General features: G+C 65.2%; 21 protein-coding genes and 1 pseudogene. 11 read left to right on the top strand and 11 right to left on the bottom strand.

Annotated features, from left to right (window positions below; genetic code table 11):
* Positions 1-2: 2 nt before the first annotated feature.
* The 6 genes from IWX77_RS02875 to IWX77_RS02850 form a co-directional block, all read right to left on the bottom strand.
* Entirely contained in the window at positions 3-1,547 is a 1,545-nt protein-coding gene (locus IWX77_RS02875) for a DUF4127 family protein (RefSeq protein ID WP_196842982.1), read from the bottom strand.
* Positions 1,544-2,548: an ROK family protein gene (locus IWX77_RS02870; RefSeq protein ID WP_196842981.1), complete on the bottom strand. Its 1,005-nt coding sequence runs from the start codon at positions 2,546-2,548 to the stop codon at positions 1,544-1,546. Before IWX77_RS02870 ends, IWX77_RS02875 begins: the two co-directional genes overlap by 4 nt.
* Positions 2,545-3,258 (bottom strand): GntR family transcriptional regulator, encoded by a 714-nt coding sequence (locus IWX77_RS02865; protein WP_196842980.1) that lies wholly within the window; start codon positions 3,256-3,258, stop codon positions 2,545-2,547. The genes IWX77_RS02870 and IWX77_RS02865 overlap by 4 nt, the downstream gene beginning before the upstream one ends.
* On the bottom strand, positions 3,255-4,142 hold the full coding sequence (locus IWX77_RS02860) for a carbohydrate ABC transporter permease (RefSeq protein WP_196842979.1): 888 nt from the start codon (positions 4,140-4,142) through the stop codon (positions 3,255-3,257). The genes IWX77_RS02865 and IWX77_RS02860 overlap by 4 nt, the downstream gene beginning before the upstream one ends.
* Entirely contained in the window at positions 4,139-5,017 is an 879-nt protein-coding gene (locus IWX77_RS02855) for a carbohydrate ABC transporter permease (protein WP_196842978.1), read from the bottom strand. Before IWX77_RS02855 ends, IWX77_RS02860 begins: the two co-directional genes overlap by 4 nt.
* Before the next feature lie 103 nt (positions 5,018-5,120).
* Entirely contained in the window at positions 5,121-6,425 is a 1,305-nt protein-coding gene (locus tag IWX77_RS02850) for an ABC transporter substrate-binding protein (protein WP_196842977.1), read from the bottom strand.
* A 727-nt stretch (positions 6,426-7,152) separates the two neighbouring features.
* Between IWX77_RS02850 and IWX77_RS02845 the strand changes: the two genes are divergently transcribed.
* The 3 genes from IWX77_RS02845 (at position 7,153) to IWX77_RS02835 (ending at position 8,844) form a co-directional block, all read left to right on the top strand.
* Complete coding sequence (locus tag IWX77_RS02845) at positions 7,153-7,317, top strand: hypothetical protein (protein WP_196842976.1); 165 nt, start codon at positions 7,153-7,155, stop codon at positions 7,315-7,317.
* Positions 7,318-7,376: 59 nt separating this feature from the next.
* A complete protein-coding gene (locus IWX77_RS02840; RefSeq protein WP_196842975.1) occupies positions 7,377-7,580 on the top strand; it encodes an acetylxylan esterase in 204 nt (67 codons plus the stop codon).
* 334 nt (positions 7,581-7,914) lie between these two features.
* Positions 7,915-8,844, top strand: coding sequence for a LysR family transcriptional regulator (locus IWX77_RS02835; RefSeq protein WP_196842974.1), 930 nt, complete (start codon positions 7,915-7,917; stop codon positions 8,842-8,844).
* Here the strand turns inward: IWX77_RS02835 and IWX77_RS02830 are convergent.
* Both IWX77_RS02830 and IWX77_RS02825 read right to left on the bottom strand, forming a co-directional pair.
* Positions 8,787-9,647, bottom strand: a complete 861-nt coding sequence (locus tag IWX77_RS02830) for an aldo/keto reductase (protein WP_196842973.1) — start codon at positions 9,645-9,647, stop codon at positions 8,787-8,789. The two genes, IWX77_RS02835 and IWX77_RS02830, sit on opposite strands and share 58 nt — an antisense overlap.
* Positions 9,648-9,681: 34 nt before the next feature.
* Positions 9,682-10,653, bottom strand: coding sequence for an aldo/keto reductase (locus IWX77_RS02825; RefSeq protein ID WP_196842972.1), 972 nt, complete (start codon positions 10,651-10,653; stop codon positions 9,682-9,684).
* 48 nt (positions 10,654-10,701) lie between these two features.
* Here IWX77_RS02825 and IWX77_RS17395 point away from each other — a divergent pair, with 48 nt between their 5' ends.
* Positions 10,702-11,106, top strand: coding sequence for a transposase (locus IWX77_RS17395; protein WP_196842971.1), 405 nt, complete (start codon positions 10,702-10,704; stop codon positions 11,104-11,106).
* A gap of 158 nt (positions 11,107-11,264) precedes the next feature.
* On the opposite strand, the pseudogene IWX77_RS16935 reads toward IWX77_RS17395, so the two are convergent.
* Positions 11,265-11,545, bottom strand: a pseudogene (locus tag IWX77_RS16935) (transposase); the annotation flags it as partial.
* Between IWX77_RS16935 and IWX77_RS02810 the strand changes: the two are divergent.
* Both IWX77_RS02810 and IWX77_RS02805 read left to right on the top strand, forming a co-directional pair.
* A complete protein-coding gene (locus tag IWX77_RS02810; protein WP_327012096.1) occupies positions 11,519-12,484 on the top strand; it encodes a zinc-ribbon domain-containing protein in 966 nt (321 codons plus the stop codon). The pseudogene IWX77_RS16935 and the gene IWX77_RS02810 sit on opposite strands and share 27 nt — an antisense overlap.
* Positions 12,485-12,863: 379 nt before the next feature.
* On the top strand, positions 12,864-13,739 hold the full coding sequence (locus IWX77_RS02805) for an NAD-dependent epimerase/dehydratase family protein (RefSeq protein ID WP_196842968.1): 876 nt from the start codon (positions 12,864-12,866) through the stop codon (positions 13,737-13,739).
* A gap of 27 nt (positions 13,740-13,766) precedes the next feature.
* On the opposite strand, the gene IWX77_RS02800 is transcribed toward IWX77_RS02805, so the two are convergent.
* A complete protein-coding gene (locus IWX77_RS02800) occupies positions 13,767-14,147 on the bottom strand; it encodes a MarR family winged helix-turn-helix transcriptional regulator (protein ID WP_196842967.1) in 381 nt (126 codons plus the stop codon).
* A gap of 346 nt (positions 14,148-14,493) precedes the next feature.
* On the opposite strand from IWX77_RS02800, the gene IWX77_RS02795 reads away from it, so the two are divergent.
* From IWX77_RS02795 to IWX77_RS02780, 4 genes are all read left to right on the top strand, one after another.
* Complete coding sequence (locus IWX77_RS02795) at positions 14,494-14,769, top strand: hypothetical protein (RefSeq protein ID WP_196842966.1); 276 nt, start codon at positions 14,494-14,496, stop codon at positions 14,767-14,769.
* Positions 14,770-14,947: 178 nt separating this feature from the next.
* On the top strand, positions 14,948-15,211 hold the full coding sequence (locus IWX77_RS02790) for a GlsB/YeaQ/YmgE family stress response membrane protein (RefSeq protein WP_196842965.1): 264 nt from the start codon (positions 14,948-14,950) through the stop codon (positions 15,209-15,211).
* A 198-nt stretch (positions 15,212-15,409) separates the two neighbouring features.
* Entirely contained in the window at positions 15,410-15,820 is a 411-nt protein-coding gene (locus IWX77_RS02785; protein WP_196842964.1) for a DUF4383 domain-containing protein, read from the top strand.
* 61 nt (positions 15,821-15,881) lie between these two features.
* Positions 15,882-16,484: a hypothetical protein gene (locus IWX77_RS02780; RefSeq protein WP_196842963.1), complete on the top strand. Its 603-nt coding sequence runs from the start codon at positions 15,882-15,884 to the stop codon at positions 16,482-16,484.
* A 41-nt stretch (positions 16,485-16,525) separates the two neighbouring features.
* Here the strand turns inward: IWX77_RS02780 and IWX77_RS02775 are convergent, their stop codons facing one another.
* Positions 16,526-17,905, bottom strand: a complete 1,380-nt coding sequence (locus tag IWX77_RS02775) for an ATP-dependent DNA helicase (protein ID WP_196842962.1) — start codon at positions 17,903-17,905, stop codon at positions 16,526-16,528.
* A gap of 127 nt (positions 17,906-18,032) precedes the next feature.
* On the opposite strand from IWX77_RS02775, the gene IWX77_RS02770 reads away from it, so the two are divergent.
* Entirely contained in the window at positions 18,033-19,115 is a 1,083-nt protein-coding gene (locus IWX77_RS02770; protein ID WP_196842961.1) for a hypothetical protein, read from the top strand.
* The last annotated feature ends 1 nt before the right edge of the window (position 19,116 follow it).

Here is a 19,116-nt window from a genome sequence, read left to right as displayed (position 1 = left end):
CATCAGCCTGCCTCGATGAGGTTCAGGTCGATCTCGAAAGTGCGCTGCCAGGGCAGAGTGAGGCTGCCTGGTTCGATCCGCACCCGCTCGAGGCCAGGTCGGGCGGCGAGAACGGCGGAAAGACGGGTCTCGGCGTCCCGCAGAACGGGGTTTCCGGTGTCCGGCTCGGCGATGTTGTCGTGCCTGGTGCGGGGCGACCCGAGAATGGTGCGCACGCGTTCTCGCTCGAGTGACATCCAGCCGTAGTCCTCGACGACTCGGCGGGCAACGGAGAGCCGCACGGCACCAGCGTCGAGGGTGCCGGACTCGCGGGCCGCCCACCCGGCCACAAGCTGGGCCGCCACCGTTCCCACGGTGTTGCCGGCCGTGTTCCAGGCCGCAAAACCGCCGAGCGCCCGCCAGACGTCGGCCGCGTCGAGCGCGGCGACGAGGGCCGGGTCTGCTCCGTTGGGCCGGGCCACGTCGGCGAGGCCGACGAGTGTGGTGGTGGTGAGGGCGCGGGTGACGAGGTCGGCAGTCAAAGCGGCCTGGTGTGGGTCGAGGTGATGGTCGGGAGCGACGGCCCAGTCGGCGGCAGGGACGCGAGGCTCCTCCGGCGGGTGCACGACCAGGATGACGTCGCATCCCGCTGCCCGCGAATCAATCCCTGAGACGGAGCCACTGCTGCTGTCGCCGATTCCGGAGCCGAGGAACACCGCATGGGCGCCCGCCGCCTCGATCTGTCGGCGGATCGTCTCCCGCACCCGCGACGATTCGTAGGGAGCGACCCGGTTCAAGGCCTCCGGGTCGGAGCACATGATGCCGATGATCGGCGCGCGCACCCCGCGCACCGCGAGGCAGGCCCGGGCCACGAGCACAGCGCCGATCTCATCCGCGCCGGGTTGAACGAAGACGCGGTCGCCGAGTTCGCACCGGTCGACCCAGTCGCCGAGGGCACGCTGATCTGCCGCCGAGAGGGATTCCTCCGCGGCGTCGTCGATCCCGATGACCAGCCGCCCGACGGTGTTATCGGCTGCGAGTTCGACAGCCTGAAGGGCGAGAGCGTGCTGGCGCAGCCGCCGGCCGATCCAGTCGAGCCTGACTTCTCTGGGCACCGCGGCCTGAGCCTGGGCCACCCCGGCGCGCTTGGCGAGCGCCGCCGACAGGCTGTGCAGCGCCGGGCCGTGCGGATCCCAGTAATCCGGCTCCTCCATGGGGTCCGAGGAATCAGGGGTGCGCGGCACCAGCGTCGACGCGAAGACCGGACAACCGGTTTGCCTCAACACGCTCCAGCGCACGGCGACCTCCGCCTGGGACTCATGTCCGATCCGTGACGGGATCAGCCCACCGAAACCGAGGCCTTCGAGTGAGACGATCGCGAACGAGGCAGTCTGCCGGGCGGCACTGAGCCAGTCCGTGAGACCGGCCGTGTCACCGGGCCGGCGGATGCGCGGCAGCAGCCCGGACGGCGGCAATGCGCAGTCGAGTCCGGCGATCCGGGCGATTCCTGCGGGCAGGCTGGTACAGACCGGACGCTCGTCCAGCGGCACGAGTACGATCCCGCTCATGGGGTGTCGCTTCCGTTGGAGGGCCCGGCGTGTGCGGGGAAGAGTGCAGTGGAATCCAGCCGCCCGGGAATGGGCCGAGCGAGCCGCGCGGCCCCGATCGCGACCGCGGCTCTACCGAGCAGGCCGGTTTCAATCCGGAGCGCGCCGATCAAGGGGATGGTCGTGCGGGCGGCCGCACTGCGCACGCGGTCCAGCCAATCGGCGCCCAGGCCGGTCACGCCTCCGCCGATCACGATCAGCTCGGGGTCGAGCAGGTTAGCTACGGAGCCGAGTGCGGAGCCGATGGCGTCCGCCCCTGCCTCGAGGATGCCGCGGGCCGCACCGTCACCGCCCGTCGCGGCCGCGGCGACCGCGCGGAGGTCGTCGGCCGAGCCACCGGCGAGGCGGTAAGCACGGGTCATGGCTGGACCGGACGCGATCGACTCGAGGTGACCGTCACGCCCGCAGGGACAGGGCAGGCCTGCGGCACCGGCGACGATGACGTGGCCGAGGTGGCCGGCCGCGGAGTGCGAGCCGGAGTGGGGTCGTCCGTCGACGACAAGTCCGCCGCCGATTCCGGTGCCGACCATCACGCCGACCACCTGGGCGTTCCCCGCCGCGGCCCCGTGCACAGATTCGGCCCAGGTGAACGCCTGCACATCGTTGGCCACGCTGACAGCCAGGCCGGGTAAGGCGTTTCGGACTGCCCGGCGAATGTCGGTGCCCGCCCATCCCACCAGGGACGAGGTGGAAGAGAGTACGGTTCCCGTGGCCGAATCGATCACCCCGGCTGAGCCGATCCCGATGGCGTCGACCGGCCGGGCGCCCGAGGGCAGGGCGTCGAGTGCGCGCCCGGCAAGCCGGATCGCTGATTCCAGAATCGCTGCGGGGCCGTTGGCTGCGGGGGTCGGCGCCTCGAACAACCCGGTGGTGCGGCCCGAGTCGTCCACCAGCACCGCGAGGGTCTTCGTACCCCCGATGTCCACGCCGAGGGCGTAGGCCGGGGCCCATACGCCGGTCATCGGCGTCGTTCCCGTTTCACCGTGATCCGGTAGTCGTAGCGGTCGGCCCGGTAGAGGCTGATGGCGAATTCCACCTCGCGGCCCTCACTGTCCACGGCCACCCGGGTCACCGACATCGCCGGCGACTGTGGCGGAACGTCGAGCAACGCGGCCTGCACTGAGTCGAGCACGGTGGCCTGAATGGTCTGCGTGGCGCTCTCCGGCGCCCGGCCGACGCTGTCGAGGTACTCGTAGACGGATGGTGCGGTATCGAGCGAGAAATTCTCCGGCAGCACGTCGCCGGGAATCCAGACGCTTTCCAGGCACATCGGCACACCGTCGGCGGTGCGCACACGTTCCAGGTGAACCACGGCCCCGCCGGGGGAGATCCCAAGGATGCTGGCGATGTTCGCGTCGGCCTCGACCCGCTTCAGGCTGGCCGAGATCGACCCCGGCTCCATCCGCCGCGACCGGATGTCCTCGCTGAACGAGGTGAGGGTGAGCGACTTGGTGATCTTCGCCTGGTCGGCCACGAAGGTTCCCGCGCCGTGCACCCGGTAGATCAGGCCGTCGTCGACCAGTCGGGTGAGGGCCTCGCGAACGGTCATCCGGGACACACGGTAGGTGGTCATCAGATCGCGTTCGCTGGGCAGTGCGGTGTGCGCGGACATTCCGGCGAGGATCAGCTGCTCGAGCTCCGAACGGAGCTGCGCATATTTGGGAACGTTCATCCCTTGAGTCCTCCTTCGCCGACGCCGCGGAAGAACCATCGCTGCAGTGAGAAGAAGAGCACGAGCAGGGGGATGACGGCGATCATGGTGCCGGCCGCGACGACCCGCTGGTTACTGGTGAAGGTACCTGAGAGGTATTGGATGCCGACGGTCAGAGTGTAATTGGCGGGGTCCTTGAGGATCACCAGCGGCCAGAGGAAGTCGTCCCAGGCGAAGACGAAGGCGAAAATCGCAACGACCACGAGGGAACCCTGTACCGAGGGGAGGGCCACCCGGGTGAACCGCTGCCAGTCGGAGGCGCCGTCGATCATGGCGGCCTCCTCGATCTCCCGCGGCAGTGCCAGAAACGCGGTGCGCATGATCAGAATCGACAGGCCGGTTGCTGCCGTGGGCAGGATCACGCCGAGCAGGCTGTCGACCAGACCGAACGAGCGCGCGGTGAGGAACACCGACACCATGATCACCTCGAACGGGATGATGATCGTGGCCAAGAAGATCAGGTCGGCGACAGTGCGGCCGCGGAAACGCATCCGTGCCAGCACGTAGCCGGCCAAGGAGGCGAGCACACAGTTGAGGAGGGCGGAGGAGGTCGCCACGACGAGTGAGTTGCCCATGTAGCGGAACACGGGGATCGTGTCAGCGACCATGCCGTAGTTCTCGAAGGTCGGCGACGCTGGGAAGGGATTGGCGGTGTAAATCGATTCGCCGGAGCCTTTGAGCGAGGTGCCAAACTGCCAGATGAATGGCCCCACCAGCAGGATGAACACGAATGCCAGCAGCGTGTAGCGGATCGTGTAGTCGATCGCCTTGCGGCGGGTGCCGCCGCGGCGACGCCCGGCGGTGGAGGTCCGTGCCGCTTCCCGGCGCGAGCGGGTGGTGCTCATCGCAGTTGGTCCGTTCGTTGGGAGCGCAGATAGAGAATAGAAAAGCCGATGGTGAGCACGAACAGTGCCAGGCTCATCGCGGAGGCGTAACCGATCTCCCCGCTGAGCCCGAGGCCGACCTCCCTGATCGTGTAGACCAGGCTTCTGGCCTGGCCTCCGGGTCCGGCCGTGCCGTTGCTGATCACGAAAATCTCGGCGAACACCTTCATGGCGGCAATGGAACCGAGCAGGCCCACCAGCAGCATGGTCGGACGCACGCCCGGCATCGTGATCGACCAGAACCGGCGGCCTCCTCCGGCGCCGTCGACCTGGGCAGCCTCGTGCAGCTCTTTGGACACATTGCCGAGGGCTGCGAGGTAGATCACCATGTAGTAGCCAAGCCCCTTCCACACGGTGACCATCATGCAGCTGAGCAGCAGTAAAGTCGTGTCGGTGAGGAAGGGCAGCGGCTTCTGGATAAGGTGCAGTCCCCGGAGCAGGCCGTTCACGGCGCCATCAGAGGAAAGCAGCGTGGTCCAGATCAGCCCGACAACGACCATGGATGCCACGACGGGCGAATAGAAGACCGAGCGAAAGAATCCGATTCCCGGGATGTTGCGCTCGACGAGCACGGCTAGCAGCAAGGGGAGCACCATCAGGAGCGGAACGACCACGGCCACATAGAGCAGGGTATTGCGGGCGGAAATCCAGAACTGCGGGCTGTTGGCCAGGGCAATGTAGTTGTCGACCCCGTTGAAGGATCCACCGCCGAGGGTGGTCGCGTTGGTGAACGACAGCACGACGGTGTTCAGGAAGGGGCCGATGGTGAAGATGCCGGCCACGACGAGCGCCGGCGCCAAGAACAGCCACGGCAGCCATTTGTACTGTGCTTTCATGTGCTTTGGGCTTTCATTTGCTATGACTTCTGATGATGCGGGAGAGATGTCAGGCCGGGGCGCGGCCTGGGGGATGGGCCGCCCCGGCCTGACAGGCTCCGGGTTACTTGCCGGTGATGGCGTTCGCCTCGGCGACCGCCTGGTCCAGGGCCTCGGCCGGGGTCAGGTCGCCCTTCATAGCGAGCTGTACCTTGCCGATGACGATGGCCTTGATCCGGTCGTCGAACTGCACGGGCACGATGTTCCGCGCGTCCTTCAGCTGTTCCGCCGCGATCCGGCGGGCCTTGGACTCGACGGTGCCGTCCGAGTCGTCCATGAAGTACGGGTCGGCCAGGGCTTCGGTCACGGACGGGAAGATCGTGACGATCTTCGAGAAGGCGAGCTGATTTTTCGCATTGGTCATGAACTCAGCGAACTTGAGTGCGGTGGCTTTGTTCTTGCTGCTTTCCGGAACGAGGAGTCCCATGACCGACACGTTCGTCGGTCCGCCCTCGCTGGTGATCTGAGGTCCGACATCCGTTACCTTGGCGATGTCGGGCGCATTCTCCTCGATGATCGTGAGGAAGTTCGCGCCGGACGGGAACAGGGCGATCTGGCCGGCCTGGTAGGCCTCGGTCTCCTTGGCGTGGTCCTGGGTGAGTGAATCGGGAGGGAAGACCCCGGTCTGGTAGAGCTCGGCAAGTTCGGCGACATAGGCTTCGGCGTCGGGAGTGTTGAAGGTCCACTCGGTGCCGGCCTCGTTCAGGAGCGGGACGCCCATTCGGCCGAGGTCGGTGATGAAGCGGTTCTCCAGCGCGGGATGCATTCCGGTGAAGCCGGCGCCGGCCTTGGCCAGGGTGCGGGCGTCGTCGAACAGTTCAGCGTAGGTGGTCGGCGGCGCGGCTGGGTCGAGTCCTGCCTGTTCGAACATCGAGCCGTTGTACATCGTCACCTCAGAGGAGAGATACCAGGGGAATCCGAACGAGCCGTCTTCGCCGGGAACCTGGAAGGCATCCCAGGCTCCAGCCACGTAGCTCTCGCGTAGCTTGGGCACGGCCTTGTCCAGGTTGACGAAGGCGCCCTGCACCTCAAGGGGCTGGGCAAAGTTCGGGTTGAGGTTGATGACGTCAGGGAGGGTCCCCGCCTGCGCATCGGTGGAGATCTTTTCCTGCGCACCCTGGAAGGGCACGTCGATCCATTTCACGGTGGTGTTCGGGTTGGCCTTCTCGAAGTCGGCAATAACGCCCTCAATGTAGTCCGTGAAAGTGGGCTTGAGCTGGAGGGTGGAGAAGGTGATCTCGCCCTTGATCTCACCGCCGGTAGACCCGGAATCTCCGTTGCCGGTCGATCCCGAACCGAGTCCGCAGCCGGTCAGGCCGACGGTCACTACTCCGGCGAGGGCCAGGGCAATCATGGGTAGCTTCTTCATTGACAGTACTCCCGTAATCTCTATAGTTTCAGGTGCGCTCCGCCACTGGTTCGTACCTCTTTGGCAATCATGGCCCCGCTTTGAGAGATGTGTCAAGAAATTTTGCAAACTGGTCTGAACCACTTTGTACCGCATCGGTGTTTGCCGTCACCACGATTGCGGCCGGGCCGAGGCTGCACCATCGAACACCACGGGAGTCACCGGTGAGCCGTAATGTGCCACCGCAGGAATCCCTGATGTACGCCGACTTGCGTCAGGCCCGCTGAACTCTCAGTCGGAAAGCGCATCGGCGCGCGTCACCGAGTGACGACCAAAGCGTCCGTGGACGTCTACACCGGCGAGGTCTGCTTCCAGGTCGGTCCGGATGCAATCCAGATTCTGAGTCGCGATACCGATCGGCATTGATTAAGCCCCAGCCATCGGCTACCCAATCGCCGTCGAGATCCAGGCGGACGCGGGCCGTCATCGCGTCGTTTCGCCGGTGTGCCTTCCTCCGCGCTCGGCTGATCGCTGAAACCCGTAACGGTGACAGCGACCTCGAACCGCGACAACCCGGGCGTGCCGAACGCGCTGAGGCAAAGGACGAACCCCGTCAACGTATTCGACTGCCGGCCCGTCTTTCAGACCGGGCGGGCGAACCGTTATCGCTGCGCCGACCGCGGCCGTCGAAGAGGTGTGCCATGGACAATCCGTCCCGACCAGCGCACTCGATACCGATTCGGAGGGCATGGTGAAGCATGCCCTCGCCACCCGGTTCAGCGCCCGCACCACCCTGATCGCCGCACACCGGCTCTCGACCATCCGGGAGGCCGACAAGATCGCCTACATCGAGAAGCGCCTAATCGTCGAGCTCGGCAACCACAACGAGCTGATGGCCCTCGGCATCCGCTGACCCCACATCGTCCCCGCCAGACCACTTGACGCTCCCCCGAACCAAAGAAAGGCCCCGCAATGCCCCGTTTCGACCTCAGCCTCCTCGAACTCCGGGACTATCACCCCCAGGTTGCCGAACCGGCCGACTTCGACGAGTTCTGGCGTTACACGCTCGCCGAGGCTCGCCGCGCCACGGGGTGCGCCAGGCGGCTTGGCTGGAGCGTCGGATGGGCTGAACCACCGGACGAACCCGCCAGTACTCTCTGCTTGATGCGCCCTTAGCCCTTGACTGGACCGGTGGATCGAGGCAAGGACCTGCGTACCAGGTCGCCGGTCTACATACCGAGCGGGACCAACCGAGGGGAGTTCAGGCCTGGTTTTAAGGAATGAACCCCCCGCTCAAAGACATCGCGCCGGCACGACTTATTCGCGAAGGCAATCCGGATGAAGTTGGCCCACGAGTGCTGGCCGCTACTCGCGCATTCGCCGCCGTCGGGTAGCCGTGCCGGTTATCAACTCGTCATCACCCGCCTCGACAGGACGGGGCGGGCCGCCGTCGCCGCGACTGCGCGTATGAACTTCTGGCCGGTGGTCCATTCAGAGCTAGAGTTGCTGAATGGAATTGCGTCAACTCGAACACTTCGTCACCGTCGCCGACGAGAGGCACTTCACCCGAGCCGCTGAGTTGCTGCAGATCTCGCAATCGGGGCTCTCCGCCTCCATCCGAGCGCTCGAAACGGAGCTCGGCATCTCGCTCTTCGTGCGCAGCACTCGACGCGTCGAACTCACCGCGGCCGGCCAGGCGATGCTCGCCGACTCCATTCGTACCCTTGCCAGCGCCGCCGCGGCGCAGAATGCGGTCGCCGCGGTACGCGGCGTCGTGCGCGGTCGTCTCACTGTGGGAGCCGAACCGTGCATCGGTGCGATCGACCTTCCGGCCGAACTCGGACGATTTAGAATCGCGAATCCCGGGGTGGAGGTGCGTCTTCGCTATGAGGGCTCGATCGAACAGCTCGAAAGCGTCGCGAGCGGGCTGCGGGATGTGGCCCTGGTCGTGGCGACCGGTCCCGCCCCGCAGGGCGTGCGGCTGCGGAGAGTGAGTTCACAGAAACTCGTGGTGCTGTGCCACCCGGATCATCCGTTCGCCGCACGAGGCGAAGTCGACATCGAGTCGCTCCATCACCAGCCGATGATCGGCTTCCAACCCGGGTGGGGCGCGCACGTGCTCGCGTGCCGGGCGTTTGCGGCGGCCGGATTCGACTACCGCGCCTCGATGGAGGTCAACGACGTGCATCCGCTGCTCGACCTCGTCGGCTATAACCTCGGGGTGGCGATCGTGCCGGCGAGCTTCGCCGGGAAGCGGCCGGACACGCTATGCGCCGTTGCGCTCCCCGAGAATGTGCCGCAATGGACGGTCGCCGTCGCGGTGGCGGATGAACCGAGTCCGGCCGCCACCGCGTTCCTCGATCAGCTGTTCAAGGAGTCCTCTCAGGCGACGTCGAGTATCGAGAGCTCGGCGCCGGTCAGGGTGACCTCGGCGGCCTGAACCGAATTGGTGATGCTCTCCGGCCGGGATGCGCCGGGGATGGGGATCACGCGCGGCGACTTCGCCATCTCCCACGCGAGGCACACGATTTGCGGGGTGATCCCGCGGTTGGCCGCCACCCTCCCGAACACCGTGAACCGGTCGCCGAGCGCACTCGCCGAGGAGATGCCGCCGAGGGGGCTCCACGGCAGGAACGCGATACCGAGTTCGTCGCACAGTTCGAGTTCGGTCTCGCTGCTGCGGAAGGCGGGTGAGAATTGGTTCTGCACCGACGCGAGTCGACCGCCGAGGATCTTCTGGGCGAGTCGGATCTGTTCCGGATTCGCGTTTGAGATGCCGGCCTGCCGGATCGTGCCGGCATCGAGCAGATCGCGGATCGCGCCGACGGAGTCCGCGTAGGGCACTTCCGGGTCCGGACGGTGCAACTGGTAGAGGCCGATCGCGTCGCCGCCCAAGCGCCTGAGCGACGCCTCCACCGCCTGCTTCAGATACGGGGGTCGGCCGTTCACGGTCCATGAGCCGTCTCCGGGGCGGAGGTGGCCGCCCTTGGTGGCAACGAGCACACTCGACGTGTCCCCTCCCCAGGAGGCGATCGCCCGCGCCAAGAGCGACTCGTTGTGCCCGACGTCCGTGGCCGTCAGATGGTAGGCATCCGCCGTGTCGAAGAGGGTCACCCCGAGGTCGAGAGCGGCGTGGATGGTGGCGATGGAGCGGGCCTCGTCCGGGCGACCTTCGATCGACATGGGCATCCCGCCGAGGCCGATCGCGCTGACCTGGACGTCGCCAATGGTTCGTGACTTCATATGTTTCGGTTCTCTTTCTGGAGGGGTGAACGGATTACCAGGCGTAGTCTTCCGGCGCGGTGTTGCGACCGGGGAAGATCTCGTCCAGTCGGGCGAGGGCGTCGGCGTCGAGGGTGACATCGAGTGCGCGGACTGCTGCATCCAACTGTTCCATCGTGCGCGGCCCGATGATCGGTGCCGTGACCGCCGGCTGGTGCAACAGCCAGGCAAGGCCGACGTCACCCGGCTCATGGCCGAGTTCGTCGGCGAGGTCCTCATACTGCTCGATCGCGCCGCGGTGGGTGGCGAGCATCTCGGCGGCGCGCCCCTCGAGCCGGCGCTTGCCGTCCCGCTCCTTGCGGACCACTCCGCCGAGGAGGCCGCCCTGGAGCGGCGACCACGGGATGATCCCGAGGCCGTTGCCCACCGCCGAGGGGATCACCTCTAGCTCGATGTCACGCGTGAGCAGGTTGTAGATGGATTGCTCGCTCACGAGCCCGGTGGAGTTGCGTCGGCGCGCTTCGGCCTGGGCTGTGGCGATGTGCCATCCGGCGAAGTTACTGCTGCCGGCGTACAGGATCTTGCCCTGTGCCACGGCAGTCTCCATGGCCTGCCAGATCTCGTCCCACGGGGTGTCGCGGTCGATGTGGTGAAACTGGTAAAGGTCGATGTAGTCGGTCTGGAGTCGCGAAAGGCTCGCGTCGAGCGCGCGGCGGATGTTGAGCGCGGACAGCTTGCCCGCGTTCGGCCAGTCGGTCATGTCGCCGTACAGCTTCGTCGCGAGTACGGTGTGCTCGCGGCGACCCTCGCCCTGCGCGAGCCAGTTGCCGAGGATCGTCTCGGTCGTACCCCTGCCGAGATCGCCTCCGTACACATTGGCGGTGTCGAAAAAGTTGATGCCGCGGTCCCGGGCAGCGTCCATGATCGCGAACGAATCGGACTCCGTGGTCTGCGGACCGAAGTTCATGGTGCCGAGGCACAGGCGGGAGACCGTGAGGCCCGAGCGGCCCAGATGTGTGTATTCCATTCTTCTACGCTCCTCGCCCTACGCCCACCTGTCCAATAGAAGATACGGATGCCACTGACCACTCGCCCTTCTCAATCAGGGGCACCGCGGTCCCGCAACGCGATAGGTCCCCTCATCCGCAAACGGCGAAAAGCGCCCATCCAATTCGGATTATTGCCTTTGTTGCCCTCGTCGGCGGGGCGGGCGGGACGCCCGTTCGTTGACGACCGTCGCGTGGTCGAAGGCATCACCTACCGGTATCGGTGCGGGATCGCGTGGCGGGATATGTCAACGGAGCTTGGACCATGGCAGACCCTGTGGAAACGACACCGCCGGCATGTCGGTGATGGCACCTGGGATCGTGTCCTCGCGCGGTTACTGACAACCGCGGAGGATCGCGGTGTTGTCGATTGGGCGGTATCGGTGGCCTTGCTGGTCTCTCGTGCGCCTCAACCTGATTCCACTGAGTCCTGAATCCACTGAGTCGTCCGGGGTGAGCGCCTGATTTCGGTCTACTTGGTCTTTGTGTCTGAGGTCGGGTTTGAGCGGCGGGCCTCGCTGCCCGCGGGGTCCACTGGTGTCTGGTTGGTGCCGATTCGGCTGGGTGATCGCGTGGTGGCCGCCGGTGGTGGGCCGCAGGCGAGATCGGCCAAGGCTGTGCAGGCGACTTCCCACGGCCAGCTCTCAGGTAAGTGAAGGGTGAGGCGCCTTGCCGAGGACGCGATCCGTGCCGGGACGGTGACGAGTTTCCGGCGGATGGTGGCCGTGGTGGCCTTCGCCAGACTGGTGTCGGCAGTCCTTGCGGCGGCGTGGGCGAGGGTGAGGGTGAATGCCATCACGGCCAGGACGAGCCAAGCGACGTTGGCGCTGAACACGCCGGAGGCAGGTGAGTGAGAACGCTGTTTTTCAAGTCGTGTTGACCTGCTCAATCTTATGCAGACGTCTGCATAACATCGAGCCAGAAAACTGCGGCGTGTGCGAACACTGGATCCTCGTCCCGGGAGTGAACGACCTCGCAACCACTCACCCCCAGGAAGCGAGACAGTTCCACCCCACCCGAAACGGTGACGTCACCGCGTCGGACATCTTCGCGAAAACCAGCAAGAAGTACTGGTGGAGATGCGACGAGGGCGGCGAGTGGGAAGCGACAGGCTCCAACCGCATCGCCGCGGGCTCCGGCTGCCCCTTTTGCCTGAACCGCATCATCATCGGAATCAACGACATTGCCACGCGATGCCCAATTGCCGCCACGCTTTGGGACTACGAACTGAACTCTCAGGACATTTTCAAGTTGTCCGTCGGCTCGAACACTGTCGTCTGGTGGCGCTGCCCGTCCAAACACAGCTACCGGGAATCCATTGGCGATATGACGCGCTGCGGAGCGTGCCGAGACTGCAAACGCGCTGAACGCACACCTGAACGGCTCCTCGGCAACGCCCGCCCGGACCTCACCAACGAATGGCACAAAACCGCGAACCTTCCCTCCACTCCGAACGACTTCACCATCGGGTCACAAAACCTGATGGTGTGGACCTGCCCCCAGAACCACGACTACCCGCAACGCATCGAGCGCCGGGTCGCCGGAGCCGGCTGCCCACTCTGTTCCAACCGACGCCTTGAGCGAAACGTCAACGACGCCGCCACACGCTACCCGCTGATCTGTTCAGAGTGGCACCCCCATTTGAACGGCTTCACCGGACCCGACCGGATCCTCCGCGGAATCACGCTCTACTGGTGGCGCTGCCTCGCTACCAAACACAACGTCCGACAGAGCATCCCTCATCGAGTCAATTCCGGCGGTTGCCCGGACTGCCCCACCAAGGATCGAATCGGTCAGGCCCCCCAGAATTAACCTCCCACGGAAAGGGCGGACAGCAGACGCTGTCCGCCCTTTTGCGTGCCCTCAGAAGACCTGGATGACAGGTGTTCAGGAGTATCGAATCACTTGGAAATCTCGGTCTCGCCGCAACCGGGCGCCTCCAGCAATTCATTGGTGTCGAATTGCCGAGAAATCCTAGGTAGCGAGACATCTCTCACACAGGACATGCGATCGCCGTGGCCTCGTAGTCCCAGTTCTCCAGCAGCGGGTCGTCTTCGTCGATCATGACGTGCAGGCGCTCGTTTCGGAGGCGACAGACATCGCGTACACGGGCCGCGTATTCGAGGCTCCACGAGGCTCCGGGCCAAGTGTCATGTTGCGACCGGTAGCGTGGAAGCGAAGAAGGAGAGCGATGACTGTACTCATTGCAGGATGCGGCGACCTCGGCACCGAGGTGGGCCTACGGTTCGCGCGGCTGGGGCACACGGTGGTCGGCCTGCGTCGCAACGCGAGCCTGCTCCCCGCCGAAATCTCGGGCCAATCGATCGACCTGAGCGTTGAGAAGCCCGTCATTCCGGCCGACACCGAGTTCGTCGTCGTCGCCATCTCCGCCGGCAGCCCCACCATCACGGCCTACCGCGCCGCCTACGTCGACGGCCTGCGCAACCTACTCGACGCCGTCGATGACGCCCGCGTCACGCCGCGCCGCGTGCTGCTGGTGTCATCGACGGCCGTCTACGACGTCTCTGACGGCAGTCGGGTCGACGAGCGAACCCCGGCGAACCCCAAACCGGGCACCGATTCCATCGTGCTCGATGCCGAACGGATGCTCCACGGGCGCCTTCCCACCGCCACCGTGCTGCGACTGGCCGGCGTCTACGGCCCCGGTCGTGAACGACTGATCAAACAGGTGCAAGCCGGTGCAACACTGTCCGCCCAGTCGCGCCACACCAACCGCATACACCGTGACGACGCAGCCGCCGCGATCGTTCACCTGCTGCTGCGCCCGGAACAGCCAGCGCCGCTCTATCTCGGCGTCGACAATGCCCCGGTGCAAAGCAACGAAGTGCTGACCTTTCTCGCCGCCGAGCTGGGCCTGCCCGAACCGACCCTGACGTCGAGCCCGAAGCCGGCGGGAAACCCCGAACCCACCCGCGAAAGCCAGCGCGGCGGAGACAAGCTCCTCAGCAATCGGCTTCTGCGGCAGACCGGCTTCACCTTCAGCTACCCCACCTACCGGGAGGGCTACCGAGCGCTCCTGGCCGGAGCCGGAACCCGCCACCCCTGAAGACCTACTGCGGCGGCCCAACCGGACTCAGGTCGGCATCCGTTCGAGCGTGAGCGCCATCGAGGCGAGGAGGGCCCCAAGCCGTGCCTGCTCCTTCGGGCTCACGTCGCGCGCTACCTGGGCAAGGAGCGCCGGAAAGTCGTCGTAGATCGTCTGGGTCATCTGCTCGGCGGCCGGTGTGAGAACGAGCAGCAGGCTGCGTCGATCATGCGGGTGGGCCACCCGGGTGAGAAGCGCGAACGCCACCAGACGATTCGAAATCGCGGTCACGGCGCTCGTCGTCACATCCATCGTCTCCGCGAGCAGCTTCGGTGTGATGCTGCCGGCCTCAGCGACCCGGGCCAGGGCGCGCAGTTCGCTCCCGGACAGGTTGACCTTCGTGCCCACCCGGTTGCGATTGTGTTCCATAGCGCGCTGGAATGACAGAGCGGATGCCGACAGGCTATCCAGGCTGCGTCCCGCGCTATCGAGTCCCTCGAGGCGTTCTCCCGACCTCTGGTCTGTCTGGTTCGCCCACCTGCAGGCGCGTAGCAGCGCCCCCCTCGGGCTGTTCTGTACTGCCGGCGTAGCGGGTAGGACAATGCAAAAGTTTCTTGCAGAACGGATAGTTTGTACTTTGAATTATTTCCCGTATATTGAGCCTCACACTGGTGCGCCAGCTCGGCAGTCGCGGGTTTCATTATGCTGCCGAACCACACGCTCAGCGTCGCATCGCATGCGCCGTAACACCTGCCTCAACGAAATGGACCATGCAATGCAGAGATACAGGTTGACGATCAACGAGGATTGGTTCTACCTCTCCGGCGAGCACAACATTCTGGCCCTCAAGGCCGCGCTGGCGGCGGCCGTGCACAACGGCGGCGGCTTCGTCGACATCCTCAGTTCTGTGCGCTCGCAGATCTCCCTGCTCATCACGAGCCATTCCGTCGTCAAGTTTGAAGCAATCTTCACCGAAGACCTTCCCGACCTGATCGAGTCCACACCGACCTTGGGGCTGTCGTATCTCGACGATGATTACGGGCTGGATTAAAGCGTTCCAGTCGAGCTGCCGCAGCAGGGGCGCCACCGACATCCGCTGTTCGAGAATGCATTCGAACCCAACACCAGATGCCATTGACGGCGAGCACGCACGCGAGTACGTTCACGCGAACGGAATACGTAACGTAGTGCCGACTCACTGACTTCACGACTAACTGAAAGGCAGTCTCATGAGTTTCCTTGGATTCCTCCTGCTCGGTCTCATCGCCGGCGCGATCGCGAAGGCAATCTTGCCGGGCCGTCAGGGCGGGGGCTGGTTAATCACCCTGCTGCTCGGTGTCGTCGGCGCCTTCCTCGGCGGCTTCCTCGGCGGACTCCTGTTCAATGTGAACCTGGGCGAATTCTTCTCCCTCGCAACATGGATTCTCGCCATCGTGGGATCGCTCATCGTGCTGCTTATTTACGGCGCGATCACGAACCGCCGCACGGCCTGACCACTCGCCCGACCCACTCGCCCGACCCACTCGCGGCACCCCGATTCGGGGTGCCGCGCTTTTTGTGGCCACTTTGGGGTACGCGTCGCCACCCACTTAAGCAGGTCAGGGCCATAATCTGTACCAATCCGAAGTTGATGGAGCTCCGAACACATAGCAACCACGGGTAAGCCGTGAATCACATAGGAGGCACCTGAAATGCGCACATCACCCAATCGCCTGATCGCCACCGTCTTCGGCGCAGTCTACGTTCTTGTTGGGCTACTCGGCTTTGCCGTCACCGGCAGCGTCGGTTTCATCGCCAGCCAGGGCGAGTTACTTCTGGGCATCTTCGAAGTCAACCCGTTGCACAACGTTGCACACCTTTTAATCGGTGCCGCTCTGCTCATCGCCGGCCTCTCCAACGCGATGGCGGCCAAGGCCACCAACAGCACCATCGGCGCCGTGTACCTACTGCTCGGTATTGTCGGGTTCTTTATCGCGAGCACCTCGCTGAACATCCTGGCGCTGAACACCGCTGACCACTTCTTGCACCTCGCCAGCGCGATCGTGCTGCTCGGGGTTGGCCTCACCGCTGATAAGACGGTTCGCAGCCACGCCACGGTCTAACGACCGGCTACCAGCACCCCACTCCATCCCTTCGCAGCAGCAGATTCACCCAAGGAGCATCATGCCCCCGGTCATTCGCATCTGGCTCGGCTTCGCCGCTCTCGGCACCGCGCTGATTCACCTGGCTGTGGGTGTGACCGCTCCGTTTCCCCTGTCGGTTCTCTTGGTCGGGTTCGGCATTGCTGAACTCGGCTGGGGAATCGCCACCCTCGCCACTGGCCGCGTACTTGCAGCCCGAATCGTTGTAGGTGCGGCCCTCATCCCGGTCTTGACCTGGGGAGCAACCGCCGCCCTCGGCAGCGGCCTCGGCGTCACAAGCGCCGAGACCGGTTTCCCCCCGTACCCGATGGCCGTGGCATCAGTATTCAACATATTCTTGACCGTCACCGTGGCCATCGTGCTGCGGCGCGCACCGAAAGCGCTCCCTACAACCGGCGGTGCCGCCGCGTCCGGTGCCGCCGGGTCCGGTGCTGCCAGACCCGGTGCCGCCACTCCCGGTGGCTGGCGCTTTCTCGTCGGCCTCGTCGTCGGAGGCTTTCTGCTCTCGGCGCTCACCACCCCGGCCCTCGCCGCCACCGAGGTCGGCTCTCACGCGGTACCCCACGGCTCGCACGGAGTGCCCGAGTTGATCGTACCGGACCCGGGCGGCCACGGGTCACACTAGGTCCCTCGCAGAGCGTGAAACGGGTCCCGTCGACAACGCTGTCAGGCGGGTAGTCCGGTTTCCGGATCAGTCTGATCGGCAGGCGCCAGCCCCGCCTCGTCCAGCTCCGCCTCGTCCAGCCCGGCCAGACCGGCCACGGGTGGCACGACCTCAATGTTCATGAACCGCCTGACGTTCTCGTCGACGATGATGTCGCTCGGCCGCAGCGGGCGGGTCAGGTACAGCCCGTCCAGGCTGGTCAGTCGGCTCAACGCCACATAGGTCTGGCCGGGGCTGAACACCCGTGCACCAAGGTCGACAACGGCCCGCTCGTAGGTGGCACCCTGCGATTTGTGAATGGTGACTGCCCACGCCAACCGCAGCGGGAACTGCGTGAATTCCGCCACGACATCCCGACTCAGCTTCTTAGTCGCAGCGTTGTAGGTGTACTTGTACTTTTCCCACACGGTCGGCTCGACCTCGTGCACCTCACCGTCGATATCGACGAACACGGTCGAGGTTACCTTGGTCACGGTGCCGATGCTGCCATTCACCCAGCGCGGGCCACCATCCAGCGGTGAATCGTTGCGCAGGAACATCACCTGCGCGCCCACCTTGAGTTCGAGTACCTCGTCAGCCGGAAACTGCTTGCCTCCGAAATCCCCGGTGATATCGGCCTTAGCGGTGAGCGATTTGCCCGACAGCTTCTTCAAAGCGGATGCGTTGATACGGTTCACCGCGTCATTACGCGTCGCGAGGGTGATCACGCCCTCACTCGGTGGAGTACGTGCCCCGGCGCCGTTGAGCGCACCGCCGATCTCAGCGGTGACCTGACCGTGGCGCACAGCGTTGAGCATGAGTTTGAAGGCGTTGTCGTGCTGGCGATGAATCTCGGTCAGCTCGAAGATGCGCAGCTCGGCGTCACGCCAGACCTTCGCATCGAAGAACCACATCGACCGGTAGTGGTCGGCGAAATAGGCACGCTCATCGGAACCGCCGGGCACCGGGGCCAGCTGGTACGGGTCGCCGAACAGCACGATCTGCACCCCGCCGAATACCTCGAACGGTCGCTGCCGGGCCTGCCGCAGGCTGCGGTCTATCGCGTCCATCAGGTCAGCGTTGACCATCGAGACCTCGTCGATGACGAGGGTGTCGATGGTGTTGAGGAGCTTGCGCACCTGGTCGTTCTGGTCGATCGGGCTGTCGGCGATGACGCCGATCGGCAGGCGAAAGAGCGAGTGAATAGTCTGGCCGCCCACGTTCAACGCCGCGACCCCGGTGGGCGCGGCAATCACGATCTGCTTGCCTGTGTTCCAGGAGAGGTGGTTCAGCAGGGTGGATTTACCGGTTCCGGCCCGGCCGGTGACAAAGACGTTCTGTTTCGTGCCCTCGATTGCCGAAAAGACCAGCGCCTGTTCACGGCTGAGCGGAATCTCGGACACGGCACACTTTCTCCGGCAGTCTGGATACTGCGCGGGGGACCTCCCACACTAGCCGCGCTGGGTCCCGGGCGGGCACTCGCACCGGGCACTGGCCGCCCGGCCGATGGGCCCCCCATACAATATTAGGGTGACCATTGCGGCCGAACAACATCGGGCGGGCGGGCGCCGCGGCAGTATGCTCCGGGCCGTACTCGCCATTGTGGTGGTCGCTGCGCTCTTCGCCGCCGGACTCATCGGCACCATTGGCGCCCTCAATCGCACGGTGTACAGCGCCGGCGGCTTTGTGCAGCAGTACCTCGACGCCCTCGCCCGCGGCGACATCGTCGGAGCCCTCGCGCTCGGCGGAGTCATGCCCGACAAGGCCGAACTGGCCGCCTGGGGGCTCAGCGACGAGGTCGCGGCAGATCTGCCGGAGACGCTGCTGCGGGCATCCGTTCTCGGCGGCCTGCGCAATATCGAACTTGCGAGCGCGAGCGCCACGCCGGCCACGGACGACGGAACAGCACAGACCGTCGTGTTCGACTTCGATTTGAACGGCACCGCGTCGAGCATGGTGTTCACCGTCGAGCGAGCCGGCACCTTCGCCGGCGTATTTAATGCCTGGAAATTCACCGTCAGCCCGCTTGCGGTGCTGCAGGTCTCGGTGTTGCACGAGCGATCGTTCACGGTCAACGGCCTCACCCTGGACACGCGCGCCCATATCGCAGCGGATGCCCCGGCCACGTTTTCGAGCACTGCCGCGTATCTTGCCTTCGCACCGAATCGGTACACGTTTGAGCACGAGTCGGCCATGTTGACGGCCAAAAAATTCGCCTCCCGCGTCACGGCGTCGGGGCCCGCCGAGATCGAGGTCGACGCCCTGCCGAACGAGGCCATGGTGGCCCAGGTGCAGTCGGAGCTCAACAAGTTTCTCGACGAGTGCGCCACCCAAACGGTACTGCAACCGACCAACTGCCCCTGGGGCATCACGATCGACGATCGCATTGAAAGCATTCCGGCCTGGTCGATCACCGCGTACCCGCCCGTCGCGCTGACCGCCGGCGAGCTGTCGTTCGAGATGGTCGCCACACCCGGGCAGGCCCATATCGTGGTCGACGTGCAGTCACTGTTCGACGGCGACATCAGCACTCGCGACGAAGACGTGCCATTCACGATGGGGCTCAGCGTCATCGTGCAGCCCAGCGGCGCCCTGGCCATCCAGCTACACTGAC

This window comes from Cryobacterium sp. CAN_C2 (assembly GCF_015751745.1).
Lineage (GTDB): Bacteria > Actinomycetota > Actinomycetes > Actinomycetales > Microbacteriaceae > Cryobacterium.
The sequence above is the reverse complement of the archived record's forward strand: the minus strand, read 5'-3'. Positions and strand labels throughout refer to the sequence as shown.